Here is a 26,908-nt window from a genome sequence, read left to right on the forward strand (position 1 = left end):
TTTACTCCTTGTACATTTACTCTCTGTATATTTACTGAAGTTTTACAATAATTCTCCCCAAACTTTACAATATCCCCGTAATTCTACGGACAACCCACAGACTAAAATGCTAAATTGGACTCAAACAAAGTCAATTTCAGCTATCAAGGTGTACGCTATGATCAATATTTATACTACGGGTCGTTTACTAGCCGTTTCCGTTGGCACCATTGCATTTACAATTACGGGGATAAATGCTGCACAAGCCGCCAAGTTTACCAGTATTAACATTTTCGGAGATAGTCTGAGTGATCCTGGGAATGCTTTTAAAGCATCTGGTGGTTTATTTCCTCCAGCCCCCTATTACCAAGGACGCTTTTCTAATGGCCCCGTTTGGACAGACTATTTAGCCAATGATTTAGGACTCAATCCTATTCCCTACATGGACACGAATGGCATACCCTCGGCTAAAGGTGTTAATTATGCTTTTGGAGGGGCAACTTCGGGGAAAGAAAATATTGCTTATCTCTTTGACCCTAAACTTGCTGGACTACCTGGTGTACAGACTCAAGTAGGTGCATTTATTCAACCTTTATTACAACAAGGTAAAACAGCCGATCCCAACTCTTTGTATGTGCTTTGGGCGGGGGGCAATGATTATACCTATGCAAGTAGTAAAGATACTCAGGGAGTTGTTAATAATTTATCCTGGGCTATCAACAACTTATATAATATCGGTGCCAGAAATTTCTTAATTAGCAACTTACCGGATTTAAGTCAAACTCCTTTAGGAAGTAGTGGTGCATTAGTTCCATCGGGGGATTTACAAAAAACAGTTCAAGAGCATAACACTTTACTCAATCAAGAAATTACCAACTTAAATCAATCATTGTTTAATTCTAATATTGCCCTGTTTGATGTTAACAATGTGTTTGAAGATGTGATCAACAAACCTGATCAATATGGGCTTACAAATGTTACTGAACAGTGTTTTTCAAAAACATCAGTTGCAATATTTCTTTGTAGTAATCCCGATGAATATTTATTCTGGGATGATTTACACCCGACAACCAAGGGTCATAAATTAATAGCGGATGCTGCTTATGCAACTATTCAACAAGAATTTAAGTCTACTCCCGAACCTAGTACAATACTTGCCCTAACAGGAATAGGTTTAGGATTCCTTTTGTTAAATAAAAACAAGAAGGTAGCATAAACAAAGCTAAAAAAAGTCCCCGTTGTTGGGCCGTTGTTGGGCTTTAGCCCTCTTAATTGTTGGGCTTCAGCCCATTCTTAATAGGGTCTAATCTCAAAAAAGTCTCCTGTTGTGAGGTTTTAAACCTTGAGAAGATGGGCTAAAGCCCAACAACTAATATGGAATTAAAAAATAGCACTGTGTAAATCATTTGGGCTGAGATGGGAATGAATAACTTCACCGTCTTTAAACCAAACAATTCGACGAGTTTGGCGGGCAACATCGGCTTCATGAGTCACCATGACAACGGTCATTCCACCCGCATTTAATTCCGTGAAAATATCCATCACTTCTTGAGTTGTGTGAGAATCCAATGCTCCGGTAGGTTCATCTGCCAATAATAATACTGGACGATTCACAATAGCACGGGCGATCGCTACCCGTTGTTGCTGACCACCTGAGAGTTGATTCGGTTTATTATTTAATCGATTTTCTAACCCGACTCGAACTAAGGCTTGCTTTGCTCTTTCTCGACGTTCAGCCGAGGGAATTCCGGCATACATCATCGGTAAAATCACATTTTCTAAAGCACTCAATTGGGGTAAAAGATGGAATTGTTGGAACACAAACCCTAATTTAATATTACGAATTCGGGCTAAATTATTTTCCGACATTTGCGCCACATTTACCCCATCCAAATGATAAGCACCTGTGGAGGGACGATCCAAACAACCGATAATATTCATCGCCGTTGATTTTCCCGAACCCGATGCTCCCATAATTGAACAATATTCCCCTTGTTCTACCGTTAATGTTACCCCTTTTAAAGCCTGAACTTGAATATCACCCATCCCATAAACTTTAGTGACATTTTCTAAATGAATAATAACCGGATTGGTTTGAAAATCTTGATTTTCTGTCTTGTTAGAAATTGATGTTTTCATGATTTTAACAGGATAGGGAACGCCGGATATGGGAACACCAGATAATACTTTTGGCTGTTTCATACTAGAATCAAAAATTAACCAATTAAATACTTCTTAAAGCCACAATTGGGTCAAGTTTGGCAGCTTGTTTAGCAGGAACAACCCCAAAAAATAATCCAATTGCCCCAGAAATACTAACGGCTGTTACAATCGCAACACTGGAAACTCCGGCTTGTAAAGGAGTGAAAGCACCGACAACTAAAACGCCACCCACGCCAACCAATGTACCAATCAAACCCCCGGCTGCGGATAGGATCACAGATTCAATTATAAACTGAATTAAAATATCTGATTGGGTGGCTCCGATCGCTTTTCTGAGTCCGATTTCTTGGGTTCTTTCACTAACAGAAACCAGCATAATATTCATAATTCCGATCCCACCCACTAATAATGAAATCGCGGCGGTTGATGCTAATAAAAGGGTTAAAGCTCCGGTAATACTACCCAAAATATTCATCAAATCCTTTTGGTTTCGCACCGTAAAGTCATCTTCATTGGTAATTTTATGACGTAACCGCAATAAATTTTCCACTTGAAATTGGGCAGCCCGCATATTATCTTGACTATCAATACTAATAGAAATAAACGTAACTTGAGTTCCGTAGGGTGATCGATTTCCTACAATTCGATTAGCCATTGTGGTTAAAGGAACAAAGGCATTCATATCATCATTACTGCCAAAACTGGAGCCTTTAGGCTGCATTACCCCAATAACTTGTAAACTTAAATTCCGCAGTCGAACCGATTTACCAATGGGATCTTCAGTTCCAAATAATTGTTGAGCTAATTCTGACCCTAACGCCACAACTTGTTCATTCCGTTTTAAGTCTAAATCCGTAATAAATCGACCTTTAGCAATATCAAAATTTCGCACCGATAAAAATTCCGGTGTGGTTCCAACTATAGAAGCTGAAGCATTATTACTGCGATAGGTAATTAATTCACTGCCATTTAAAGACGGAGCAACCTGTTGAACAGAAGGGACTTGTTCAGCGATCGCAACTGCATCTTCCAAGACCAAATTTTGCGGCGTAAATACTGGACGGCGTTGGGATTCGGGGCTTCCTGGCAATACAAATAAAATATTAGGCCCCAAGGAATTGACTTGACCATTGACAAATTTCTGAGCACCTTCGCCAATTCCAATCATCGCAATCACAGAGGCATTGCCAATAATAATTCCTAACATGGTTAAACTGCTTCGCATTTTATTGGCTAATAGCGTTGTAGTTGCCATTTTGATACTTTCTAGGAAATTCATAATTATTAAGAATCTTGAATTTATTTATACTATTGTACAGTTTTGTGTCAATTTATTAACCCGTGATCCCAGAAGTAAAAATCGGGAGTTTTTAAGGGTTACGATAAAAAAAGTAAAAGACTAAATTCTAACTTAAAACTAAACAATCAATTATGGGCATTGCTACAATTAACCCGGCCACGGGGGAACAGCTAAGAATTTTTACTCCCCTAACAGATGCCGAAATTGAAGACGCTTTGGCTCTAGCAGATCGCGCTTTTAGAGACTATCGGCGAGTCTCCTTTGAACAGCGATCACAATGGATGTTAAAGGCGGCTAACCTGTTAGAAGAAAACGCCGAAACCTACGCCAAAATCATGACCTTGGAAATGGGAAAACCCATTACCTCAGCGATCGCCGAAGTCAAAAAAAGCGCCTCCGTTTGTCGCTTCTATGCGGAAAATGCAGCTAAATTTCTCGCCGATGTTCCCGCCGAAAGTGACGCCAGTAATAGCTTTATTGCTTACGAACCTCTAGGGACAATTTTAGCAGTCATGCCGTGGAATTTTCCCTTCTGGCAAGTCTTCCGCTTCGCTGCACCCGCATTAATGGCGGGAAATGTTGGTTTACTCAAACACGCTTCTAATGTGCCTGAATGCGCCTTAGCCATTGGGGAAATTTTTCAAAAAGCTGGATTTCCTGAAGGAGTATTTCAAACATTATTAGTCGGGTCTGATAAAGTTGCTCAAATTATTACCGATGATCGGGTGAAAGGGGGAGCGTTAACTGGAAGTGAACCCGCCGGAGCCAGTTTAGCTTCTTTAGCAGGTCAAAACATTAAAAAAACCGTCCTGGAATTAGGGGGAAGTGATCCGTTTATTGTGTTAGAAACTGCGGATCTAAATGCAGCAGTCGAAGCCGCCGTTACCGCCCGAATGTTAAACAATGGACAATCCTGTATTGCGGCTAAACGGTTTATTTTAATCAGTACAATTGCTGAGGAATTTGAAAGTCGTATGGCGGAAAAATTTGCGGCTTTAAAAATCGGTGATCCGATGTTACCCGATACCGAAGTCGGGCCCCTAGCAACCCCAGGTATTTTGACAGAATTGCACCAACAGGTTCAAAGCTGTGTTGAAGCTGGAGCTAAGGTATTAACTGGAGGTCAACCCCTAGAACGTCCCGGAAATTTTTATCCCCCCACAATTCTAACCCAAATTCCTGAAGGAACACCCGCTTACAGTGAAGAATTCTTTGGGCCGGTGGCGTTAATCTTCCGGGTTAATTCCTTAGAGGAAGCGATTACCCTGGCTAATAGCACGATCTTTGGTTTGGGTGCAAGTGCTTGGACAACCAATCGGGCCGAACAAGAGCGTTGCATTCGAGAATTAGAAGCGGGTGCGGTGTTTATTAATGGTTTAGTTAAATCCGATCCGCGCTTACCCTTTGGCGGCATTAAACGTTCCGGTTATGGACGGGAATTGAGCAGTCAAGGAATTCACGAATTTGTGAATATTAAAACCGTTTGGATTAAATAGGGTAAAGGAAGCCGGGTTTCTAGGTTGGGTGTACAGATATAGCAATCCCATTTACATTAAAAAATTATGAACACAGCAGAACTGTTAGTTAAATGCCTAGAAAATGAAGGAGTCGAGTATATTTTTGGGGTTCCAGGAGAAGAAAATATGCAAATTCTGGAATGTTTAAAAACCTCCTCAATTAAGTTTATCACCACTCGCCATGAGCAGGGTGCCGCATTTATGGCCGATGTTTATGGTCGCTTAACCGGACGGGCGGGAGTTTGTTTATCAACATTAGGCCCTGGGGCAACTAATTTAATGACCGGGGTTGCGGATGCGAATTTAGATGGAGCTCCGTTAGTTGCAATTACGGGTCAAGTGGGAACTGATCGAATGCACATTGAATCCCATCAATATTTGGATTTAGTGGCAATGTTTGCCCCGGTTACTAAATGGAATGCCCAAATTGTTCGCCCCAGTATTACCCCAGAAATTGTCAGGAAAGCGTTTAAAATAGCGCAAGCTGAAAAACCCGGGGCGGTGCATATTGATCTGCCGGAAAATATTGCCAGTATGGCTGTCGAAGGTTATCCCTTAAAACAAGATAAGCGAGAAAAAGTTTATTCGGCTTATCAGAGTATGAATGAAGCGGCGATCGCTATTTCTAAAGCCAATAATCCCTTAATATTAGTCGGAAATGGTGCGATTCGGGGGAATGCCAGTGCCGCTTTAACGGAATTTGCTACCCAACTAAATATCCCCGTTGTTAATACATTTATGGGCAAAGGAATGATTCCCTATACCCATCCCTTAGCCCTCTGGACAACGGGATTACAACTGCGGGATTATATTAGTTGTGGGTTTGATAAAGCGGATTTAGTCATCGCCATTGGCTATGATTTAATTGAATATTCCCCGAAAAAATGGAATCCCCAAGGCAAAATTCCGATTATTCATATTGGTGAAACCCCCGCCGAAGTCGATAGCAGTTATATTCCCATTGCTGAAATTATTGGGGATATTTCTGACTCTCTCCAAGAGATTTTAAGGCGTTCAGATCGTACCGGAAAACCCGAACCCTATGCTTTAAAATTAAAACCAGATATTCGCAATAATTACGAATTTTATGCCAAGGACGATGGCTTTCCGATTAAACCCCAAAAAATTATTTATGATTTGCGTCAAGTTATGGGCCCAGAAGATATTGTGATTTCTGATGTTGGTGCCCATAAAATGTGGATGGCGAGACATTATCACTGTGAAACACCGAATACCTGTTTAATTTCTAATGGATTTGCAGCCATGGGAATTGCGATTCCGGGTGCAGTGGCGGCTAAATTAGTTTATCCGAATCGGAAGGTGGTGGCGGTCACTGGTGATGGCGGATTTATGATGAATAATCAGGAACTCGAAACTGCTTTACGAGTGGGAACTCCCTTTGTGACTTTGGTCTTTAATGATGGCGGTTATGGATTAATTGAATGGAAACAAAACGACCAATTTGGCGAATCCTGTTTTGTTAAATTTGGTAATCCTGATTTTGTTAAATTTGCCGAAAGTATGGGATTGAAAGGATATCGGGTGGAAGCAACAACCGATTTAGTTCCTATTCTTAAAGAAGCCCTAAATCAAGATGTTCCGGTCGTGATTGATTGTCCCGTAGACTATAACGAAAACTCCCGCTTTAGTCAACGTTCCGGCGGCTTATGTTGCCCTATCTAACCCCGTTGTTGTGCCACGGATGCCCCTGTCTGCTATCCTTAAACTGATGTTAAAACGTGGTCAAATTATTGGGAATTGAGAGGAATTCTCAAAGTCCCATCGATTGTAAACGGTATTATCCATTTAGGTTAGACTATGGATTTTTCGACTCTTGCAGCCCAGTTGAATGCTGGGGTTATTTGGCCAGAGGGGATTGTAATTGTCACCCTCTTGGTGGTGTTGGTGGGTGATTTAATTGTCGGGCGTAGTCGGTCTTCTGTGTGGACACCATACGCGGCGATCGGCGGTTTACTGATTTCCGTGGGGGTGTTGTACACTCAATGGGACAGTAGGAATACCATCGCCTTCCTAGGCAGTTTCAATGGCGATGATCTGAGCATTGTGTTTCGGGGGATTATTGCCGTATGTTCAGCCGTCACTATTTTAATGTCGATTCGCTACATTGAACAGACGGGAACCCCCTTAGCGGAATTTATCGCCATTCTATTAACCGCAACTTTAGGGGCGATGTTTCTCTCGGGGGCGAATGAATTAGTCACCATTTTTGTGGCTTTGGAAACCTTAAGTATCTCCTCTTATTTATTAACCGGATATACCAAACGTGACCCCCGTTCCAATGAAGCTGCGTTGAAATATTTATTAATTGGAGCCGCCAGTTCCGCCGTATTTCTTTATGGTTTATCCCTATTATATGGACTCTCGGGCGGTCAAACCAATTTAACCAAAATTGCCGAGGTTTTGGCTCGCTCCAATGGCGAATCCCTAGGGGTGGTCATCGCTTTAGTTTTCGTGATTGCCGGAATTTCCTTTAAAATTTCTGCGGTTCCCTTTCACCAATGGACACCGGATGTTTATGAAGGTTCACCGACTCCGGTGGTGGCATTTTTATCCGTCGGTTCCAAAGCCGCGGGATTTGCCCTAGCGATTCGTTTACTGATTAACGCCTTTCCCTCCGTTGCCGATGAATGGCGGTTTGTATTCACTGCCTTAGCCATCCTGAGTATGATCTTAGGAAACGTGGTCGCCTTGGCGCAAACGGGCATGAAACGGATGTTGGCCTATTCTTCCATCGCCCAAGCGGGATTTGTGATGATTGGGTTAATTGCCGGAACCGAGGCGGGATATTCCAGCATGGTATTCTACCTGTTGATTTATCTATTTATGAACTTGGGTGGCTTCATTTGTGTGATTCTATTCTCCCTGAGAACCGGAACCGATCAAATTAGTGAATATAGCGGGTTGTATCAAAAAGATCCCCTATTAACCCTGTGTTTAAGTATTTGTCTATTATCCCTCGGTGGTATTCCCCCCCTAGCTGGATTTTTTGGCAAAATTTATCTATTTTGGGCGGGTTGGCAAGCGGGTTTATATGGCTTAGTGCTGTTGGGCTTAGTCACCAGTGTGATCTCGATTTATTATTATATTCGAGTCGTGAAAATGATGGTGGTCAAAGAACCCCAAGAAATGTCCGATGTGGTGAAAAACTATCCCGCAGTTCAGTGGAATTTACCCGGAATGCGTCCCCTACAAGTGGGTTTGGTTTTAACTTTGGTAGCAACGTCTTTAGCGGGGATTTTATCAAATCCGTTATTTACTTTATCCACCGAAGCTGTTACTCATAGCACCATGTTTGACAGTGTATTGGTGAAGACCAAAACCGTTGCTCATCTGACAAAATCTCCGTTAATTGCCCAGAGAGATTAGATCTCCCTAAATTCTACCCGAAATGCCCCGTACACGGGGAGCAGGGGGAGCAGGGGGAGCAGGGGGAGACTTCGATCTTAAGCTTTCCGTCTCCCCCTTTTTTTGGTTTTAGGGGGGTTTATAATAGGAATATTGATTCAGGTTTTCCTAAACTATGACTGAAATCGATTATGCTCAAGCCTGTAAAGATTTTGAGACAATCTACAATCAAGTGCTTCTGAATCGTCAACCGATTACAATTTATCGAGAAGGTTTAGAAAGTGTCTCTGTGATTGCAACGGCTGAACTTGAAAGTCTGATCGAAACCGTTTATTTGTTTCAATCCCATGAAAATGCAGCCCGTCTTTTAGCTGCGTTAGGGCGTGCAAAAGCTGGAGTTAATCAACCTCAAACTGTTGAAAAATTACGTCAGGAGTTCGGACTTGGCGAAGAAGAAAAAGCCGCAGCCTGAAAGCGAAAAACTCCAAGAATCAAAGGATAAAACTATGGTACTATCATCTTCTACATTACCTGTTAATATTCCCTCAACGGTTCAATTAATGGTAACTTCTGAACAATTTATGGAAATTGCGATCGCTAACCGCGATTTAAAGTTAGAAAGAACTGTTACTGGAGAATTAATTGTTATGCCCCCGACAGGAAGTGATACCGGATCTAAAAATTCAGATATCAACGGACAACTTTGGTTATGGAATCATCAAAATAAATTGGGAAAAACCTTTGATTCTTCCACCGGGTTTCATCTTCCTAATGGTGCCGATCGTTCTCCTGATGCTGCTTGGATATCTCACAAACGATGGCAACAACTAACCCCTGAACAACAACAAAGTTTTGCCCCTATTTCTCCTGATTTTGTCTTAGAATTACGGTCTAAAACCGATAGTTTGAATGCACTGCAAGAGAAAATGCAAGAATATATAGAAAATGGTGTGCGTTTGGGTTGGTTAATTGACCGAAAACATCAAACCGTTAGTATTTATCGACACAATCAGGATATAGAAATTGTACAACAACCCTTGAGTTTATCCGGTGAAGATATCCTACCAGGATTTATATTAGATTTAACAGAAATTTGGCAATAAATTGCAATCTAATTCCCTAAAGGAATTTCGATTAAAAAGTTAGTTCCGGTTCCTAATGCTGAAAAACAGGTGAGTTCCCCGTGGTGTTTATCTGTGACTAAATGATAAGCAATTGATAGTCCTAAACTGGTACCTTTCCCTTGTAATTGTGGGGGAATAAAGGGATCAAAAATGCTTTTCCGTTCTATTTCCGACATCCCAATTCCATTATCTGCGATCGAAATAGCAACGGTATTTTCATTCTCTAAATAGGTGCGAATGGTAATTTTAGGTTGATCCACTAAATCATCCTTCAAACTGGTGGCTTCTAAACGATCAATGGTGTAGGTAAGTAAATTCATAAACACTTGATTTAGTTGTCCCGCATAGCAACCAACTTTGGGTAACGAACTATATTCCTTAACTAAAGTAATACCCGATCTTCCGGCTTTTGCTTGCAGACGATTTTGTAAGATTAAGATGGTACTATCTAACCCTTCATGAATATCAACAAACTTCATTTGAGATTCATCTAAACGGGTGAAATGACGCAGCGATCGCACGACATCTCTAATTCGTTCGGCTCCCACTTTCATCGACTCTAACATCCGGGGTAAATCCTGCTTTAAAAAGCTCAAATTGACTTCTTCTATCTCATCGGCAATTTCAGGAACAATTTCAGGATAATACTGTTGATATAAGCTAACTAAATTCATTAAATCTTCAATATAATTTTTAGCATGAGCAATATTTCCCGAAATAAAACTCACTGGATTATTAATTTCATGGGCAATTCCCGCCACCAACTGCCCCAAGGATGACATTTTTTCGGTTTGAATTAGTTGGGTTTGGGTGCGTTGAAGTTGAGTTAAAATGGTTTCTAATTCGGCTCGTCGTTTGGCTTCTTGTTCTTCACTGCGCCGTAACGCTTGCTCCATTTGTTGACGTTCGGTAATATCTAAACCCACAAAAACCGCCGCCGAACCTCGGTGATATTTTTGGGCAACAATTAAATAAGTACAGGGAAACCCTCGGACATTAGCCGTTAGTTCCCGGGAACTTTTCCAGTGATCTTGAGCAAAAAATTCATAGACAAATTGATTAAATTCTGGGCTAGTTTGGAGAAATCCCACCTCTTTCCCGATGAAGGTTTCCGCCGGAACATTGTAGGAATTGGCTAAATGGCGATTCACCCCTAAATATTTTAAATCGGAACTAATCCAAGAGACTAACCCGGGGACGGCATTTAATACGGCTTCTAATTGATCCTTGGAGGCTAAAATGGCAGAAGACGTGGCTTTTTGTTCAGAAATATCATGGGCAAAACCACAAATTAAGGGTAAACCCGGAACTGAAACTGCACCGAATTCGGTTTCAACGGTTAAAGTCGGATCGGAGGACTCTAATTCTAAATAATTAATTTTAAAATTAACCGGAAAAATAGAACCGGATTTTCTTTGATAACTGGACTCAAAGGTTAATGATCCTTTTTGTTTTAATTCTTGGCAATATTCCTGCCAAACCACGGTAGTTAAATCGGGATCAATATTATGAATATTTAGTTGCAGTAATTCACTTTCCGTATAGCCCAACATCCGACAGGCGGATTGATTCACATAGCAAAAATTACCTTCTAAAGTCATCCAGAAAATAGCTGTTGCTGCCTGATCAAATGCTTTTTGAGTCAGTTGTAATTTTTCTTGTAATTGTTTTTGAGGCGTAATTACTTCTAGGTATAAAATTAACCCGCCAATCTCTCCCGATGCGGTTTGCCAAGGTTGAACTACCCATTTATTCCACTGAATAGAACCCTGGGTTAAAGGGTGGTAGGTTTCCAGTTCCCAACGGGGTAATTTCCCCGCCAAAGATAGTTCGGCATTCTGATACCAAATTTCCGGTAAATGGGGAAACCATTGTTGATGAGCCGAACCGATTAAATTAATATTGCCTTCGCCATAGTCCTGTTGCCATTGGCGGGATACGGCTAAATATCGCAGTTGCGGGTCAACCATCGCCATGGCCGTCGGCAGATATTCCACGAAGCGACGGAAATAATCTGGATCGGAGTGGGCAGAATCTGGGACACCGAACCCAGTCCCAGGGGGGTCGGAGGGGTTGGAAATAGTAGTGGGTTGAACTTGTTTATCCACGATTTGACACTCCCTCAGTCAAAATTGGGTTAGGAAAACTCCATTTGTTCATACAAGAAGATATGGATTCAATAAAATTGAATATTACCCTGATGAGGGGTGTTACCCTCCATTGTATAATTAATTGCAGGAGTTTGTCTATGAATTGAGCCTTTTTCTTGATCATTCCCACCGCAGTAAAGGAATCTAAACGGAAAATTATGATTTTTTCCTCCGATGAATTGTCATCTATTATACTGAAATCCGATCTAACAATTAATTCAACTCTACAAAGTTTGGGGTGAGAAAGCCCTGAAGGGCTTACTACGGGGTTAGAAGGGTTTCCAATTGAAAAGGAAATAAATCCCTTGTTCCTGTAAACTGCGATCGCGAGACTCTAATTTAATTAAGGGAATTCCCCAGTCAATTTGTGCGGTTATGCGATCGCCATATTGCCACTTTAATCCTAACCCAATTGATAATAATGTGCGATCGGGCAATGTTAATTCTCCGGGCGCATTCCAAGCCTGACCAAAATCTATAAAAGGTGTAAGTTGGAGGATGCCTTCACCATTTTTAGTTCTCAAAATTGGATAACGCAATTCTGCGGAGGCAAATACCACATTATCGCGTAACAAAACATCTTGACGATACCCTCGCACACTCTCTAAACCCCCCAGTCCCATCTGTTCTAAAGTGAGTAATTCTTGGTTGGTGAGTTGAACATCAGAACGGAGTAAAAAAATCGTATCGGGCGCTAATAAACGTACCCATTGGGCTTGACCGCGCCAGGAAAAATATCGACTATCGGGTTGATCGGAACTGAGGGTGGCATCCAATAATCCTACCCCAAAACTGAGTTGCGATCGCACCGCTAAGACCTGTTTTGGCCCCTGATTCGTATATTCTTGAAAAAATCGCACAATAGAAAGTCGGGTTTTTCCATCATCCTCGGCCCCCCTGGACAGGGGAAAACCCACTCCTAAAATACTTGTGTCACTTTCCTGACGGCCAAAGGTTAATCCTAATGCCAATTCCTCCGTTGGGGTGCGGATAATCGGTTGGCGAAATCGCAATTCATACGTCCGACTATTCCCCCTAATATCCAAATTGTCAAAAGGCGGTTCAATAATTTGGCTATTAGTCGAGTTGAAATAAAATCCTAATGTGGCATTGCGAGATGTCAGGGGAAAGGTATATAAAACATCTCCAATACTACTTCCTTGGGTATTACTAAAGGATAATTCTAAGCGATCGCCCTGCCCTAATAAATTCCCTTCTTTGACTTCAATTCCCCGTTGCCAAGATCCCACCGCCGGAGACCGATTATTATTGGTAAATAAACTCAGATCAAAGGTTTCTGCCGTTTGAAACTCAATATTCAGAATACTTTCCCCAGGTTGAGTTCCCGCTGCCAATTCCGCCGAAATCGTTTTCACCACTGGATCAAGTTGTAGCAATTGTAAAGTTTGTAACAGATGTTTTTGATTAAAGGGTTTCTGAGTCACTAATTCTAACCGACTCTTAATATAGTTGGGGTTTAAACGTCCTTTTCCTTTAATATTAATCTCTGTGACTTTCCCTTCTAAAATTGCAATAGTAACAATTCCATTGGTTAAAGGTTGAGCCGGAATAAATGCCCCAGAGGTAATATAACCCTGTTTAATATATAAATCCGTTACCGCAGAACGGGCTTGCAATAGTTCCGTAAAAGTAATCGGACGACCAACAAAATCTTTGGTAACTTCAGCTAATTTTTGATCAGAAAAAACTGTATTACCTTCAAAATTAAAGCGTTCAATATTAATAGTATTGGGACTATCTGGAATATTGTCTGGAGTTGTTGGCGTGGGAACCAATGGAGAAAACAGACGTTCTGTTGGGGGTAGGGGTTCAGGAAGTTGGGGTTCGGTGCGTCCAGGTTGAGGAGGAATCGGGATAATAGAACGATCAGAGGGTAAAGACTCTGGAATTTGAGCCAACAGAGGATGACTCACCGCAGTTAAGGCGCAATTAATTTGTACTGCTAGAATTAAACTGGCAAACAATTGAGAGTAGACTTGAATATACCGAAGGCGAGAAAATTGCCATAGCAGGATCAATAATTTCAGATTCGGTTTAAATTGTTCTATGGGTAAATAATTAATCGACGGTCGAGGACTTAAAGGGCGCATAAAAAAATGTTTAAATTAGGTTTTACTCAAAAAAATATCAAGAATATACTGGGATCATCATGATTAACCTTTTGGTTGTTTCTTTTCGGGGACTTATTCTTTTAATCATCTCCTCCTTCTTTTATAATCAAAAAATAAGCTAACCCTGAAATATAATTGAGTCAAATTTTTATGACCATGGTTTATCAAGTCCGCCTGATTAACGAAGCTGAAGGTTTAGATTGCACAATTGCAGTTCCTGATGACCAATATATTCTCGATATTGCAGAAGACAACGGGATTCGTCTACCATCAGGATGTAAACAAGGAGATTGTTCCGCTTGTGTGGCTAAACTCCTCCAGGGTCAAGTGGATCAAAGTGAACAAAAATTTCTCCGTCCTGGGGAAATTGCCATGGGCTATACTGTAACCTGTGTTGCTTACCCTCGTTCAGACTGTACCCTGATCACCCATCAAGAAAAGGTTTTATATCAATCTTCTCTGTATCATCAGTCTAGTTCCGATCCCGGTTAATCACTCAATTTCCGCCTAAGATGCTCGTTAGTTCCTAACTTTTTATTATCAATATGGATCGCTTTTTATACGAAAAATCTATTTCTTATCAGGGGCATTTAATTATTCCCTTTGTTCGAGTAACCGTGAGTAATAAAAAGATTTATTCCTATATTTTATTATCCCAATTAGGGCATAAAGGCAAATTCCATAAATCAGAGAACCCGGCTGATCTTTATTGTAGTCAACTGGAAAAAATTATTGAAATTGCCCTGGATCATTTAGATAAATATTCTGATATTGTTCCTAAAGAGGATTATTTTCAATGTCGATACACCTATCAAAATGATTTAATTTTAATTTATAAAGAAGGCGGAAAATACTATTATGATCATTACAAATCCTACAGTCTAAATAATATTGCAGCCCCTAAACTCTTTACTTCGGAACAGGATTGTATTAATTGGGTTAAAGCGGGGTTAGATCATTCGCGCAAATAAAAATCGGGATGATAGGATTTGAACCTACGACCCCCTCGTCCCGAACGAGGTGCGCTACCAAGCTGCGCTACATCCCGATGCCTAAATTAGACATCTTTGTTAGTATAACACATAAAAGATCAGTTAGGATCAAAAAGATGTGAATTTAGTAGGAAAAGGTCAGCGTGGTAGTCAAGCCAGACTGGTTAAGAGTCAAAGCCCCTCAATGGGAGCGTGTTGGCAACGTTAAAGGGATTTTGCGGGATTTAGGCTTAAACACCGTCTGTGAGGAAGCCTCCTGTCCCAACATTGGGGAATGCTTCAATGCTGGAACCGCCACATTTTTAATTATGGGGCCAGCCTGTACCCGGGCTTGTCCCTACTGTGATATTGATTTCGAGAAAAAACCCCAACCCCTAGATACTACTGAACCCGAAAGACTAGCGGAAGCGGTACGACGCATGAACTTGAATCATGTTGTGATCACTTCTGTCAACCGGGATGACCTACCCGATGGCGGTGCGTCCCAGTTTGTTCGGTGTATTGAGGGGGTGCGATCGCTCTCTCCCCAAACCACTATTGAGGTCTTAATTCCTGATTTGTGTGGGAATTGGGACGCCCTAGAAATAATTTTGCAAGCTAAACCGGAAGTTCTCAACCACAATACCGAAACCATCAAACGGCTGTATCGTCGGGTTCGTCCCCAAGGCGACTATCAGCGCAGTTTGGAGTTATTAAAGCGATCGCGCCAACTCAGACCCGAGGTTTATACTAAATCTGGGTTAATGGTGGGACTAGGTGAAACCGATGCCGAAGTTCGGGAAGCCATGGAGGACTTACGAGCCGTTGACTGTGATATTTTAACCTTGGGTCAATATCTCCAACCCACACCCAAACATTTAGCCGTTCAGGGATTTATCACACCCGAACAATTTGATACTTGGCGAGATTTTGGTGAGTCTATCGGTTTCTTACAGGTGGTGGCTTCTCCCCTAACCCGCAGTTCCTACCACGCCGAACAGGTACGAGCCTTAATGCACCAATATCCCCGTTAATATGTAGTGAGTCCTAAAGGACTCCCTCTCAAGGTACGAGCCTTAATGCAGCAATATCCGCGTTAATACCGTAGTGAGTCCTTTAGGACTCCCTCTCAAGGTTCGAGCCTTAATACAACGATATCCGGGTTGATACTCCAGTTTCCCAAAATTGAGACAAAATAGAGATAATATTCTAACCCTTGAGAACGATGACTTGCTGTATCAACCCCCAATGTAAGAACCCAAACAACCCCGATAATACGGTTTACTATCAAAGCTGCGGTGTCAAAATACCCGACTTGCTGCTGTACAGACGGTTTCGCAGGATCAAATTTTTGGGTAAAGGGGGGTTTGGTCGGACTTATTTAGCCGAAGATCGGGATAAACTGAATGAGAAATGTGTGGTTAAACAGTTAGTTGTTAATAACCCAGGAACAAAAGTCTTAGAATTATTTGAACGAGAAGCGAAACAACTGCAACAACTGGGACAACATCCCCAAATTCCGGCGTTATCAGCCTATTTCTCGGAAAATAATCAACTCTATTTAGTTCAGCAATATATTGAAGGGGAAACTTTAGATCAAATTTTACAAAAACAAGGAGTTTGGACAGAACAGCAAGTTAAGGAATTATTAATCAGTTTATTACCTGTTCTCGAATTTATTCACCAGCAAAAGGTGATTCACCGTGACCTCAAACCCGATAATATTATGCGTCGTGGAAATGGGGAATATGTGTTAATTGATTTTGGGGTAGCGAAAGATTTATCCGCAACGGTAGTCTATATCAAACCAACCATTGTGGGTTCCCATGGATATGCAAGTTTTGAACAAATGCAGGGGGGAGAAGCCTACGCCGCCAGTGATTTATATAGTTTAGGAGCAACTTGTTTTTATCTATTGACTCAAGTTCTACCCGATCAATTATGGTTTGATGAAGGGTATAGTTGGACGAAAAATTGGCAACAATATTTAAAGCAGCCTCTGAGTCCAGAATTAAATAAAGTTCTTGATCAGCTATTAAAAAAAGATATTGGAGATCGTTACTCCTCTGCTGATCAGGTGTTACAGAATTTACAGATACCGTCAACACCTCGACCGACACCATCACCCCAAGTATCCTGGCAAAAACCCACCCTGGTTACTACTCTCACCGGACATTCATCTTCTGTCACGTCTGTAGCTTTCAGTCCCGATAGTCGAACGTTAGCTAGTGGGAGTTGGGACAACACGATTAAATTGTGGGATGTGCACAGCCAACGGGAAATTGTCACTCTCACCGGACATTCACGTTGGGTCTACTCTGTAGCCTTCAGTCCCGATAGTCGCACCTTAGCCAGTGGGAGCAGGGACAACACGATAAAATTGTGGGATGTGCACAGCCAACGGGAAATTCCTGCTCTCACCGGACATTCTAATCATGTCAGGTCTGTAGCCTTCAGTCCCGATGGTCGGACGTTAGCCAGTGGGAGTTACAAGACGATTAAATTGTGGGATATGCAGAGCCAAGGGGAAATTACTGCTCTCACCGGACATTCAAATTGGGTCAATTCTGTAGCCTTCAGTCCCGATGGTCGGACGTTAGCGAGTGGGAGTGAGGACAACACGATAAAATTGTGGGATGTGCAGAGCCAAGGGCAAATTGCCACGCTCACCGGACATTCACGTTGGGTCAGGTCTGTAGCCTTCAGTCCCGACGGTCGGACGTTAGCTAGTGGGAGTGATGACAACACGATAAAATTGTGGGATGTGCGTAGCCAACGGGAAATTGCCACTCTCACCGGACATTCTAATCATGTTTGCTCTGTAGCCTTCAGTCCCGATGGTCGGACGTTAGCTAGTGGGAGTGATGAAAGGAAGATTAAATTGTGGGATGTGCACAGCCAACGGGAAATTGCCACTCTCACCGGACATTCAAGTTATGTCCTGTCTGTAGCCTTCAGTCCCGATGGTCGGACGTTAGCCAGTGGGAGTGGAGACAAGACGATTAAATTGTGGCAGGCACGATAGGGGTGGGTTCGAGTAGCAGAAACCGGGTTTCTCAAGATATCTTGATTTGTGGCAATTAATTTAATTAGAAACCGGGTTTCTTTGGGTATTTGCGATCGCATTCGGTGCGGGTTTAGCATTCGGGGCGGGTTTAGCCAGATTTTTGCTAATTAACAGAGGTTGTCTCGAACCCGCCCCTACAATTGGGGGATTTGATAATAGGGGAAAGTGCGATCGCTTGTGTCTAAATCAACCCATGACAATCACCCTAATTATCTTAATATTACCCAAACTGTAGGGGCGGGTTCGCGTTAATCTTTGTTAATCAGCAAAAATCTAAATCAACCCGCCCCCACCAGAAACCGAATTAGAAACCCCTGTTTCTTTGGTATTTGCGATCGCATTTGGGGCGGGTTTAGCCAGATTTTCGATCATTAACAGAGCATTCGGGGCAGGTTTAGCCAGATTTTTGCTAATTAACAGAGATAGTCTCGAACCTGCCCCTACAATTGGGGGATTTGATAATATGGGAAAGTGCGATCGCTATAATTAATATTATGGAAAGTCAACCCAGGGAGATTCAACGTTATGTGACACCAGATGGTAAAATTCCCTTTGATCAGTGGTACGAATCCCTAAGCGACGCTAAAACTCAATATAAAATAGATGCAAGGATAGAACGAATTGCGTTAGGTAATTTAGGAGATTACCGTTTTGTAGGAGCAGGGGTTTATGAGTTCAGAATTAATTATGGCCCTGGTTATCGCCTTTACTTTGGACAAATCGGATTAAAAATTGTGTTATTGCTGTTTGGGGGAGATAAAAGCACCCAAAAACAAGATATTCGTCAAGCTCAGGAGTATTGGAAAGATTATGACAAACATTAAAATACCAACTTCTAAACCCTATCATGATTTTATCATTGAAAAGCTGAAAAATTCTGAACACGCTGCGGGTTTTTTGACCGCAATATTAGAAGAAGAAAACCCCGAACCTGAATTATTGAAAAATGCGATCGCTAAGGTAATTGAAGCAAAATATCAAAATCAAGATTTATCAAACGAAGCCAAATTATGTTATGAAAAACTCAATCACCTGTTAACAAAATCAGGTTGTGCTGAAATTTATGGTTTTATTGAATTATTGAATAGTTTGGGATTTGAGATTTCAATTCATGTTAAAGAATATATTACAGAAGTTGAGGAAGAAGAACCTGCGATCGCTTGTTTCTAAATCAACCCGCCCCCACCAGAAACCGAATTAGAAACCCCTGTTTCTTTGGTATTTGCGATCGCATTCGGGGCAGGTTTAGCCAGATTTTTGCTAATTAACAGAGCATTCGGGGCAGGTTTAGCCAGATTTCTGATCATTGACAGAGATAGTCTCGAACCTGCCCCTACAATTGGGAATTTGATAATATGGCAAAGTGCGATCATAATTCAGAAACTTGACAATAATAGAATGGGCGACTATTATTTTTAGTTTTAACCTTTAAAACGGGACTGACGGGGCTCGAACCCGCAACTTCCGCCGTGACAGGGCGGTGCTCTAACCAATTGAACTACAGTCCCTTGCTGTCGTTCTTTTTTTTGCGACAATTTTTATTATTACTGCTTTTTTCTAATTTGTCAAGCCTTTCTGGGAATTTTTTTTCAGAAAGCCTGACTGAAGCCAACAAATTAGGAGGGATTCTCAGTGAATATAGGGTTTCAGCCCATATACCAGTTAACTCAGGAGCAGGTCAATACTTGGGTTGAGGAAGGACAACAACGGAGTCAATTCGGCCAGTTACCCAGCTATATTCCCCAATTAGCCCAGGTGAACCCCCAGGAATTTGTTGTTAAAATCCTGACGCTTCAGGGCCAATCCCATCAGGCGGGGAATGAAGCTCTACGATTTCCGGTGATGAGTGTGATCAAGTGCTTTCTATTATTAAATCGACTGCTGGAATTGGGGGAGGAGCGGGTATTCCAACGGGTGGGGGTGCAACCGTCCGATCAACCGTTTAATTCCCTCAAACAGCTAGAGTCCGATGGCGGATGGCCCCGCAATCCCATGATTAATAGTGGGGCGATCGCCTTAGCGGGATTACTTCCGGGAAAGGATGCGGATACTCGCTGTCAGTATCTCTGTTCCTGGTTAAATCAATTCGCCAATTGTCAGTTAGTCTTAGACCCGGATATTCTGGAGTCCGTGCGTTCAGCCCCCAATGCCAAAAACCAAGCCCTGGTTTCCACCCTAGCAGCTGCGGGCTATGTGGAGCATCCCGAGATCACCCTAGATACCTATAACCAAATCTGTTGTTTATCCGCCACCATTTCCGATTTAGCAAAATTGGGTTTGTTATTGCTACAACCGACGAACCTCCCATGGGAAATTGCTAGTCGCACCGTCAAAACCTTAATGCTCACCTGCGGGCTCTACGAAACATCGGGACAGTTTGCGGTGCAGGTGGGAGTCCCGACTAAATCGGGGGTGAGTGGGGCGGTATTATCGATTATTCCGCGACAGGGGGCGATCGCTTGTTACAGTCCACCCCTTGACCAGCAAGGAAATTCCATCGGGAGTTTATTTTTTATTGAAAAAATGGTGAGAACTTTAAACTTAAGTCTATTTAATTAATTTCGGAAAAATTGTTGGGGTTTGACATCTAAAGCCAGCCCAGAATAGAATTTGGATTAAATCCTAGATTAATCCCCTATTCAATTGTATTTATGTTACAGGCAAATGGCTTATTTAATGAATCCTTTTATTTAGCACAAAATCCCGATGTAGCCGCCGCCGTTGCGAGTGGAATTATTGCCAATGGATTTCAACACTTTATTGAGTCCGGTCAATTTCAAGTTCGCCAACCTAGTCCCCTTTACGATGAATCCTATTATTTAGCTACAAATCCCGACGTTGCCCAAGGGGTTAAAAGTGGAGCTTTTGCCAGTGGATTTGAACATTATATCAACCTGGGACAGTTGGAAAATCGCAGCCCCAGTATTTTATTTGATAGTACCTATTATTTAACCGAAAATCCGTCTCTTGCCGCCATCGTTGCCCAGGGAAATATTACGGGAATTGAACATTTTGTTAACTTTGGACAGTTTGAAGATCGCAGTCCCACCCCCCTTTATAATTCTAAATATTATTTAGCTCAAAATCCCGATGTTGCCCTTGCCGTTGCCCGGGATGAACTCACCGGAATCGAACATTATATTAACATTGGAGCCGCCGAAAATCGTCAATTTACCCCCTTTATTCAACCCCAAGGTTCTAGTTTACCTAATCGAGTCGCCACCGGGGATACAACCCCCAATTCCACGGTATTTTTAACCCGCAGTTCGGCGGCGGGAACTGTTAGTCTCGAATATGCGAATAATCTCAGTTTTATTAATCCTTTGGGAATTCTTTATAGTAACGTCACAGATATTACCGAACCCGTTAAGTTAACAGCTAATAATTTAACTCCAAATACTCAATATTTTTATCGTTTTACTAATGCAGAAGGAACATCGTCGGTGGGAAGTTTTCGCACTCCAGCTACCCAGGAAACCCAACGTGGATTAAGATTTGGAGCCACCGCCGACGGACAGGGGGAATTAATGCCCTATATGTCAGTTAATAATGTTCCTGAACGCAATTTAGACTTTTTTGTAGGACTAGGAAATACCATTTCTGCTGATACCATTTCCCCCGATTTACCAGGTGTTAAACAAGCGGTTACTCCCCTGGATTTTAGAACTAAATATAATGAGATTGTTTCGCCCCGTTTAGGTCTAAATCCTTGGGCAAATTTACAAGCTGCAACAACAATATATAGCACTTGGAATGATCAAAATTTAATTACGGGTTTTGCCGGGGGAGAAAATCCTGCTTTATCTGCTCAACAGTTATTTTTTGGAACTGAGGGACAATTTATTAATAATACTGATCAATTTAATATCGGTTTGCAAGCCTGGAAAGAGTATAATCCCGTGGGAAATCAAGTCTATGGAAACACCGGAGACCCCCGCACTGCTAATCAAGAAAAACTCTATCGATATCAACCCTTTGGTAATGATGGGGCGTTATTTGTATTAGATGCACGTTCTTTTCGGGATGCACCTTTACCTCAAGTTCCTGACCCGGCTTTAGACAGTCAAATTAATCAATTTTTAGCATCTTCTTTTGACCCTAACCGGACGTTATTAGGAAAAGCCCAATTAGAGGATTTAAAGATTAATTTATTAGATGCCCAAAATACTGGAATCAACTGGAAATTTGTTTTTTCTCCGGTTCCCATTCAGAATTTAGGTTTATATGATTCTGCGAACCGTTGGGAAGGATATGCCGCCGAACGTCGGGATTTATTACAATTTATTGATCAAAATAATATCGAAAATGTTGTTTTTGTCTCGGGCGGAGCCGGGGGAACTATTGTTAATGAGTTAACCTATCAATTAAATTTTGATCAACCCCAAATTCAAACCGATGCCATTGAAATTACGGTCGGGCCCATCGGTTATCAGTTAAATTTAGGTGAAAGTTTTATTCCCGGAACCTGGGGTTCAGAAATTATGAATTTTAGTTCTATTGATACCATTACCCAGGATACTAAGGATTTTTACGCAGGGTTAGATACGGCTTCAAGTAAAGATCAATTAGTAGAAAATATTCTGAATAATCAACTGAATCAATTCGGATATGACCCCATTGGTTTAGATGAAAGCAAAATTAATGCGGAGTTAATTAAAGGGTCTTATTTTGCGGTACATAACTTTGGTTGGACTGAATTTATTGTTGATCCACAAACTCAAAAACTACAAGTTAATGTTTATGGAATTGAACCTTATACCCAAACAGATATCCAGTCAATTCCAGCGAATCTGATTAATCGTCAGCCAGAAATCATTAGTCAATTTGTGATTAATTCAATATAAGTAGGTAGGCGAGAATATCCCACCATCCCAGTGTGGCTGAAAGGTATTTACAGCAAGGGTTTTCCCTATCTAAATAGTTAGGTTTAATTACGCCTACCTACTTAGCAGTCCTATGGGAGTTATAGAAAAGTCGCGGGCAACTCTTGACCGATTTTGGTCGGGGCGGGTTCGCCTCAATCTCAAGATACCTAACCCCAATCTCCATAAACCCGCCCTTTTGTATTAAGCCACAACTGAATGTTCAGGACGGGCAAAAATCATCCGACCGGCGGAAGTTTGCAGGGAACTGGTGACAATCACTCGCACCTGATCTCCGACATATTCACTTCCGGCTTCGACAACTACCATTGTACCATCATCTAAATAACCAATTCCCTGAGAAGGTTCTTTACCTTCCTTGCGAATTTTCAAATCAATAATATCCCCTGGTAAATAGGAGGGACGAATCGCTTGCACCAAATCATTAATATTCAAAACTGGAACTTGTTGTACCGTTGCCACCTTTGATAAATTGTAATCATTAGTTAATAGCGTGCCACTGATTTCTTGAGCAAATCGGACTAATTTGGCATCGACCGTTTGAGGTTCTTCATAATCAATGGGATGAATCGAAATCTGATCGGGATATTCTTCCCGCAGGCGATTTAAAATATCTAATCCTCGTCGCCCTCGCACCCGTTTTTGATCATTGGCGGCATCGGCAACTAACTGTAACTCCTGTAAAATAAACTGAGGCACTAAAATTTGACCTTCAATAAACCCTGTTTCTAACAAACTTTCAATCCGACCATCAATAATACAACTGGTATCAATTACTTTGGTATAGGCAGGTTTGAGAGTTCCTTCTGCCAATAACATCGAGTCTAAACTACCTGGATTAATAATTCTAAAAAATGCCCGTCCGTGGGTATCCGCTAAATTAACCCCAGTGAATCCAAACATGGCACTGGATAACACCGCAAATAGGGGTTTAATAAACCCAAATTCCCGGGGAATAGGCAGTAAAAATAACGGCGCTAACATTAAATTGGCGACTAATAATCCAATCACTAAACCGATAGCACGGGTTATCAATACATCAAGAGGCATCTGGCGCACTTGCTCTTCTAGGCGACGGTAGGTGGTTTGCACCACTAAACCCATAACACCTCCGATTAAAGCGGTAAATGCACCCGTAACCGATCGCAGTCCTTCGATATTTGTGACCTGATCGAGTACGGGTTTCGGAAGTAATTCAATGCCGTAGAAGCCCGTCCCAGCACCAGCTATTATGAATAAAATAATAATGATTGCATCTAGCATGATTTTAAGCCGATGGAAGTGGGTGGGAAATCCTGTTCAGGATATCCGTATGTTTGTGTACCATTATATCCTCTGTGGGAAACCCGATCGGTATTCGGGGGTGAGGGAAAACCGACCGCACCTATTTTATTGACTTTATCGGTATTCAAAATTCTCGAAAACCCGGATTATATTCTCCCCTATCCTGCTTTTTCAGGACTTTTCCATCTTTTTTGGGTTTCAAAGTCGGTAGGGGCAATTTTTCCCTGATTCTGCCAATTCTTCAGAAAAACTTTAGAATTGAATCGGAAAAAGTTATAGTTTATATAAAATATTATGAATAATTTTTCTATTGTTAATTCATCTGAATCCGGTTTTCCCCCTTTAGAATCCCCCAGATCCGCCTATTTACATATTCCGTTTTGTCGCCGTCGTTGTTTTTACTGCGATTTTGCTGTGTCGGTGGTGGGCGATCGCAAACATGGGGATAATTCTGCCATGATTCAAGACTATGTAAAAGTATTATGTCAAGAAATTGCCCAAACATCCATTTCTGATAATATTTCTCCTTTGAAAACTGTTTTCTTTGGTGGTGGCACTCCTTCCTTATTATCGGTTAATCAGTTAGCACAAATTTTACATTTAGTGGATCAAAAATTAGGTATTGCCACGGATGCAGAAATTTCTATGGAAGTAGATCCCGGAACTTTCGATCAAGAAAAATTACAAGGTTTTCTGGATTTGGGAGTAAATCGAATTAGTTTAGGAGTGCAAGGATTTCAGGATAAACTATTACAATTAGCTGGGCGATCGCATACCGTTGATGAAATTTTTTCAGCCATTAATATTATTGAAAAAACCGGAATAAAAAATTGGAGTTTAGATTTAATTTCTGGTTTACCTGAACAAACCTTAGAAGATTGGGAATATTCCTTAAAAACCCTATTAAAAATTAACCCCAATCACATCTCAATTTATGACCTAATAGTCGAAGATAAAACGCCCTTTTCTCGATATTATACTCCCGGTGAATTTCCCTTACCCACGGAAGAAGCCACCGCCCAAATGTATCGTTTAGCTCAACAACTATTAACTCAAGCTGGTTATGAACATTATGAAATTTCTAACTATGCCAAACCCGGATTTCAATGTCAACATAATTTAGTCTACTGGAAAAAACAACCCTATTATGGATTTGGTATGGGGGCGGCAAGTTATCTTCAGGGTTATCGCCTAACTCGACCTCGAAAACGACAAGAATATTATGCTTGGGTTAATGGCAATTACTCCTATGATATTGCTGAATTTGTCGATACAACCCAAGAAAAATTATTAGAAACCTTAATGTTAGGATTCCGGTTAGCAGAAGGAATTAATTTAGAATATCTATCGCAACAATTTGGAGTCGAAACCCTAGCCAAAATATTAACAATATTAATCCCTTTTCATCAGCAAGAGTTAGTGCAATTTTTAGATGTCCAGAAACAACCTATTTCTAATACCATTCAACCGGACTTAAATCAAGGGTTTATCCGATTAACAGATCCTGAAGGTTTCTTAGTTTCTAATCAAGTTTTATCGACATTATTTGCAGAATTAAGTGATCTGTAGTTTGGGTTGCATTCCATTTCGATTTTCCCTAGTATATATTGTATAAAATCTTTAGAGACAAAAACATGACAGAAACACAATTCAACTTTTTTCAACAATGGTATCCCTTATCCCTTCTTACGGATCTTGACCCCAAACGACCCAAAGCTGTGACGGTGTTAGGAATTAGGTTAGTAATTTGGAAACCCCACCAACAGCAACACTATCAAGTTTTTTTAGATCAATGTCCCCATCGTTTAGCCTCTTTAAGTGAAGGTAGAATTGATGAAAAAACCGGAAATTTAATGTGTAGTTATCACGGCTGGGAATTTAATACTCAAGGGATTTGTAGCCGGATTCCCCAAGCAGAAAACCCAGAATTAGTTAAAGATAAATTTTGTGTAAAAGTCTTTCCCACCCGAGAAGAACAAGATTTATTATGGTTTTGGGCTGATCCCTTATCGGCTGAATTAGCAGCAAAAACACCTTTACCCCTATCTCCTCAAATTAATGCTGAAAAAGGATTTATTTGGAGTTCCTATTGTCGAGAATTAGAATATGATTGGCAAACCTTAGTCGAAAATCTTGTTGATCCGAGTCATGTTGCTTTTGCCCATCATGGATTACAAGGAAAACGAGAAAATGCTCAACCCATTGATTTTAACATCCTCCAATCAACCACCAATTTAATTGAAGCAACAATATCAGTTCCCAATCGCAATATTAAATTCCAGCCCCCTTGTTATATAGAATATCAGATTGCATTTCCCGGGGGCAAACAAGTCGGAATTTTGGCTTATTGTATTCCCGTATTACCCGGAAAATCACGATTAATTGGTTTCTTTCCACAAAACTTTGCTAAAACCTTAGTCCAGATTACTCCTCGATGGTGGGATCATATTATGCTGCGAAATTTAGTCTTGGATAGCGATATGATTTTACTCCATCAACAGGAACGTTTCTTACAACAAAAGTCCACAAAGGAAACTTGGAAAACCGCTTATAAAATGCCAACGGGTGCCGATCATTTAATTATTGAATTTCGCAAATGGTTTGATCGTTATTGTGACGGACAATTACCTTGGCAACAACTGAATATACCAGTCCCCGATTATTTTCCGTTTAATGATAACCGTCAACAATTACTAGATATATACCATCAACATACCCAACACTGTAGTAGCTGTAGCAATGCCTTAAACACTATTAAAAAGTTACAGTTGGGTTTATTAATTTATTTTGTATTAACCGTTTCCGGTGTAGCTTTAATGTCCGATCCCGTCCGGTCACAATGGGGAATTCCCTTAATCGCGATCGCTCTTTTAGGATTAGGCATTTATGGAATCTTAAAATATTATTTAGAACCTAAATTTTATTTTGTAGATTATATTCATGCAGAGAAAAAGTAAAAGGATCTCGTTTAC

22 protein-coding genes and 2 tRNA genes are annotated in these 26,908 nt (G+C 41.1%); 16 read left to right on the forward strand and 8 right to left on the reverse strand.

Going from position 1 to position 26,908, the window contains the following annotated elements:
* Positions 1 to 157 precede the first annotated feature (157 nt).
* Complete coding sequence (locus PL11201_RS01355) at positions 158 to 1,195, forward strand: SGNH/GDSL hydrolase family protein (protein ID WP_159451493.1); 1,038 nt, start codon at positions 158 to 160, stop codon at positions 1,193 to 1,195.
* Between the two features lie 164 nt (positions 1,196 to 1,359).
* Here PL11201_RS01355 and PL11201_RS01360 read toward each other — a convergent pair whose 3' ends face one another.
* Both PL11201_RS01360 and PL11201_RS01365 read right to left on the reverse strand, forming a co-directional pair.
* Entirely contained in the window at positions 1,360 to 2,118 is a 759-nt protein-coding gene (locus tag PL11201_RS01360) for an ABC transporter ATP-binding protein (RefSeq protein WP_079677374.1), read from the reverse strand.
* Positions 2,119 to 2,203: 85 nt separating this feature from the next.
* On the reverse strand, positions 2,204 to 3,421 hold the full coding sequence (locus tag PL11201_RS01365) for an ABC transporter permease (protein WP_079676869.1): 1,218 nt from the start codon (positions 3,419 to 3,421) through the stop codon (positions 2,204 to 2,206).
* A 152-nt stretch (positions 3,422 to 3,573) separates the two neighbouring features.
* Here PL11201_RS01365 and PL11201_RS01370 point away from each other — a divergent pair, with 152 nt between their 5' ends.
* From PL11201_RS01370 to PL11201_RS01390, 5 genes are all read left to right on the forward strand, one after another.
* Positions 3,574 to 4,938: an NAD-dependent succinate-semialdehyde dehydrogenase gene (locus PL11201_RS01370; protein ID WP_079676870.1), complete on the forward strand. Its 1,365-nt coding sequence runs from the start codon at positions 3,574 to 3,576 to the stop codon at positions 4,936 to 4,938.
* A gap of 66 nt (positions 4,939 to 5,004) precedes the next feature.
* The gene (locus PL11201_RS01375; RefSeq protein ID WP_079676871.1) at positions 5,005 to 6,642 is read left to right on the forward strand and encodes an acetolactate synthase large subunit; all 1,638 of its coding nucleotides are present in this window, start codon (positions 5,005 to 5,007) and stop codon (positions 6,640 to 6,642) included.
* A 135-nt stretch (positions 6,643 to 6,777) separates the two neighbouring features.
* Entirely contained in the window at positions 6,778 to 8,346 is a 1,569-nt protein-coding gene (locus PL11201_RS01380; protein WP_079676872.1) for an NAD(P)H-quinone oxidoreductase subunit N, read from the forward strand.
* Between the two features lie 154 nt (positions 8,347 to 8,500).
* Positions 8,501 to 8,797, forward strand: coding sequence for a type II toxin-antitoxin system Phd/YefM family antitoxin (locus PL11201_RS01385; protein ID WP_079676873.1), 297 nt, complete (start codon positions 8,501 to 8,503; stop codon positions 8,795 to 8,797).
* 34 nt (positions 8,798 to 8,831) lie between these two features.
* Entirely contained in the window at positions 8,832 to 9,428 is a 597-nt protein-coding gene (locus PL11201_RS01390) for a Uma2 family endonuclease (protein ID WP_079676874.1), read from the forward strand.
* Between the two features lie 8 nt (positions 9,429 to 9,436).
* Here PL11201_RS01390 and PL11201_RS01395 read toward each other — a convergent pair whose 3' ends face one another.
* Together PL11201_RS01395 and PL11201_RS01400 are read right to left on the reverse strand one after the other, a co-directional pair.
* Positions 9,437 to 11,557, reverse strand: a complete 2,121-nt coding sequence (locus PL11201_RS01395) for a PAS domain S-box protein (protein WP_234996589.1) — start codon at positions 11,555 to 11,557, stop codon at positions 9,437 to 9,439.
* 311 nt (positions 11,558 to 11,868) lie between these two features.
* Positions 11,869 to 13,710 (reverse strand): ShlB/FhaC/HecB family hemolysin secretion/activation protein, encoded by a 1,842-nt coding sequence (locus PL11201_RS01400; protein WP_079676875.1) that lies wholly within the window; start codon positions 13,708 to 13,710, stop codon positions 11,869 to 11,871.
* Positions 13,711 to 13,887: 177 nt separating this feature from the next.
* Here PL11201_RS01400 and PL11201_RS01405 point away from each other — a divergent pair, with 177 nt between their 5' ends.
* Entirely contained in the window at positions 13,888 to 14,223 is a 336-nt protein-coding gene (locus PL11201_RS01405; RefSeq protein WP_200816695.1) for a 2Fe-2S iron-sulfur cluster-binding protein, read from the forward strand.
* Between the two features lie 53 nt (positions 14,224 to 14,276).
* Positions 14,277 to 14,702, forward strand: a complete 426-nt coding sequence (locus PL11201_RS01410; RefSeq protein ID WP_079676877.1) for a hypothetical protein — start codon at positions 14,277 to 14,279, stop codon at positions 14,700 to 14,702.
* A 3-nt stretch (positions 14,703 to 14,705) separates the two neighbouring features.
* Here the strand turns inward: PL11201_RS01410 and PL11201_RS01415 are convergent.
* A tRNA-Pro gene (locus PL11201_RS01415) sits at positions 14,706 to 14,779 on the reverse strand.
* An 87-nt stretch (positions 14,780 to 14,866) separates the two neighbouring features.
* Between PL11201_RS01415 and lipA the strand changes: the two genes are divergently transcribed.
* The 4 genes from lipA to PL11201_RS01435 all read left to right on the forward strand — a co-directional run bounded on the left by lipA (position 14,867) and on the right by PL11201_RS01435 (position 18,939).
* Entirely contained in the window at positions 14,867 to 15,736 is an 870-nt protein-coding gene (gene lipA / locus PL11201_RS01420) for a lipoyl synthase (protein WP_079676878.1), read from the forward strand.
* Between the two features lie 191 nt (positions 15,737 to 15,927).
* Positions 15,928 to 17,727, forward strand: a complete 1,800-nt coding sequence (locus PL11201_RS01425) for a serine/threonine-protein kinase (protein ID WP_144017640.1) — start codon at positions 15,928 to 15,930, stop codon at positions 17,725 to 17,727.
* A 536-nt stretch (positions 17,728 to 18,263) separates the two neighbouring features.
* Entirely contained in the window at positions 18,264 to 18,593 is a 330-nt protein-coding gene (locus PL11201_RS01430) for a type II toxin-antitoxin system RelE/ParE family toxin (protein WP_079676879.1), read from the forward strand.
* A complete protein-coding gene (locus tag PL11201_RS01435; protein ID WP_042153014.1) occupies positions 18,580 to 18,939 on the forward strand; it encodes a hypothetical protein in 360 nt (119 codons plus the stop codon). The genes PL11201_RS01430 and PL11201_RS01435 overlap by 14 nt, the downstream gene beginning before the upstream one ends.
* On the opposite strand, the gene PL11201_RS26365 is transcribed toward PL11201_RS01435, so the two are convergent.
* Both PL11201_RS26365 and PL11201_RS01440 read right to left on the reverse strand, forming a co-directional pair.
* The gene (locus PL11201_RS26365) at positions 18,936 to 19,076 is read right to left on the reverse strand and encodes a hypothetical protein (protein ID WP_159451494.1); all 141 of its coding nucleotides are present in this window, start codon (positions 19,074 to 19,076) and stop codon (positions 18,936 to 18,938) included. The genes PL11201_RS01435 and PL11201_RS26365 overlap by 4 nt on opposite strands.
* Positions 19,077 to 19,203: 127 nt before the next feature.
* Positions 19,204 to 19,277, reverse strand: a tRNA-Asp gene (locus tag PL11201_RS01440).
* 124 nt (positions 19,278 to 19,401) lie between these two features.
* Here PL11201_RS01440 and glsA point away from each other — a divergent pair.
* Both glsA and PL11201_RS01450 read left to right on the forward strand, forming a co-directional pair.
* Entirely contained in the window at positions 19,402 to 20,328 is a 927-nt protein-coding gene (gene glsA / locus PL11201_RS01445) for a glutaminase A (RefSeq protein WP_079676880.1), read from the forward strand.
* 92 nt (positions 20,329 to 20,420) lie between these two features.
* Positions 20,421 to 22,613 carry an alkaline phosphatase D family protein gene (locus tag PL11201_RS01450; RefSeq protein WP_079676881.1) on the forward strand — a complete coding sequence of 731 codons (2,193 nt, stop codon included), beginning with the start codon at positions 20,421 to 20,423 and terminating at the stop codon, positions 22,611 to 22,613.
* A gap of 222 nt (positions 22,614 to 22,835) precedes the next feature.
* Here the strand turns inward: PL11201_RS01450 and PL11201_RS01455 are convergent, their stop codons facing one another.
* A complete protein-coding gene (locus tag PL11201_RS01455) occupies positions 22,836 to 23,915 on the reverse strand; it encodes a PIN/TRAM domain-containing protein (RefSeq protein ID WP_079676882.1) in 1,080 nt (359 codons plus the stop codon).
* Positions 23,916 to 24,230: 315 nt separating this feature from the next.
* Here PL11201_RS01455 and hemW point away from each other — a divergent pair, with 315 nt between their 5' ends.
* Positions 24,231 to 25,505 (forward strand): radical SAM family heme chaperone HemW, encoded by a 1,275-nt coding sequence (gene hemW, locus PL11201_RS01465; protein ID WP_079676884.1) that lies wholly within the window; start codon positions 24,231 to 24,233, stop codon positions 25,503 to 25,505.
* 65 nt (positions 25,506 to 25,570) lie between these two features.
* Positions 25,571 to 26,893 carry an aromatic ring-hydroxylating dioxygenase subunit alpha gene (locus tag PL11201_RS01470; RefSeq protein WP_079676885.1) on the forward strand — a complete coding sequence of 441 codons (1,323 nt, stop codon included), beginning with the start codon at positions 25,571 to 25,573 and terminating at the stop codon, positions 26,891 to 26,893.
* The last annotated feature ends 15 nt before the right edge of the window (positions 26,894 to 26,908 follow it).

Origin of the sequence: Planktothrix sp. PCC 11201 (assembly GCF_900009135.1) — a bacterium.
Classification (GTDB): Bacteria; Cyanobacteriota; Cyanobacteriia; order Cyanobacteriales; family Microcoleaceae; genus Planktothrix.

Excerpts from the sequence above, each read along its gene's own strand:
- PL11201_RS01355 (WP_159451493.1), top strand. The coding sequence starts at position 158 with ATGATCAATATTTATACTACGGGTCGTTTACTAGCCGTTTCCGTTGGC.
- PL11201_RS01360 (WP_079677374.1), bottom strand. The coding sequence starts at position 2,118 with ATGAAAACATCAATTTCTAACAAGACAGAAAATCAAGATTTTCAAACC.
- PL11201_RS01365 (WP_079676869.1), bottom strand. The coding sequence starts at position 3,421 with ATGAATTTCCTAGAAAGTATCAAAATGGCAACTACAACGCTATTAGCC.
- PL11201_RS01370 (WP_079676870.1), top strand. The coding sequence starts at position 3,574 with ATGGGCATTGCTACAATTAACCCGGCCACGGGGGAACAGCTAAGAATT.
- PL11201_RS01375 (WP_079676871.1), top strand. The coding sequence starts at position 5,005 with ATGAACACAGCAGAACTGTTAGTTAAATGCCTAGAAAATGAAGGAGTC.
- PL11201_RS01380 (WP_079676872.1), top strand. The coding sequence starts at position 6,778 with ATGGATTTTTCGACTCTTGCAGCCCAGTTGAATGCTGGGGTTATTTGG.
- PL11201_RS01385 (WP_079676873.1), top strand. The coding sequence starts at position 8,501 with ATGACTGAAATCGATTATGCTCAAGCCTGTAAAGATTTTGAGACAATC.
- PL11201_RS01390 (WP_079676874.1), top strand. The coding sequence starts at position 8,832 with ATGGTACTATCATCTTCTACATTACCTGTTAATATTCCCTCAACGGTT.
- PL11201_RS01400 (WP_079676875.1), bottom strand. The coding sequence starts at position 13,710 with ATGCGCCCTTTAAGTCCTCGACCGTCGATTAATTATTTACCCATAGAA.
- PL11201_RS01405 (WP_200816695.1), top strand. The coding sequence starts at position 13,888 with ATGGTTTATCAAGTCCGCCTGATTAACGAAGCTGAAGGTTTAGATTGC.
- PL11201_RS01410 (WP_079676877.1), top strand. The coding sequence starts at position 14,277 with ATGGATCGCTTTTTATACGAAAAATCTATTTCTTATCAGGGGCATTTA.
- PL11201_RS01425 (WP_144017640.1), top strand. The coding sequence starts at position 15,928 with ATGACTTGCTGTATCAACCCCCAATGTAAGAACCCAAACAACCCCGAT.
- PL11201_RS01430 (WP_079676879.1), top strand. The coding sequence starts at position 18,264 with ATGGAAAGTCAACCCAGGGAGATTCAACGTTATGTGACACCAGATGGT.
- PL11201_RS01435 (WP_042153014.1), top strand. The coding sequence starts at position 18,580 with ATGACAAACATTAAAATACCAACTTCTAAACCCTATCATGATTTTATC.
- PL11201_RS26365 (WP_159451494.1), bottom strand. The coding sequence starts at position 19,076 with ATGATCAGAAATCTGGCTAAACCTGCCCCGAATGCTCTGTTAATTAGC.
- PL11201_RS01450 (WP_079676881.1), top strand. The coding sequence starts at position 20,421 with ATGTTACAGGCAAATGGCTTATTTAATGAATCCTTTTATTTAGCACAA.
- PL11201_RS01455 (WP_079676882.1), bottom strand. The coding sequence starts at position 23,915 with ATGCTAGATGCAATCATTATTATTTTATTCATAATAGCTGGTGCTGGG.
- hemW (WP_079676884.1), top strand. The coding sequence starts at position 24,231 with ATGAATAATTTTTCTATTGTTAATTCATCTGAATCCGGTTTTCCCCCT.
- PL11201_RS01470 (WP_079676885.1), top strand. The coding sequence starts at position 25,571 with ATGACAGAAACACAATTCAACTTTTTTCAACAATGGTATCCCTTATCC.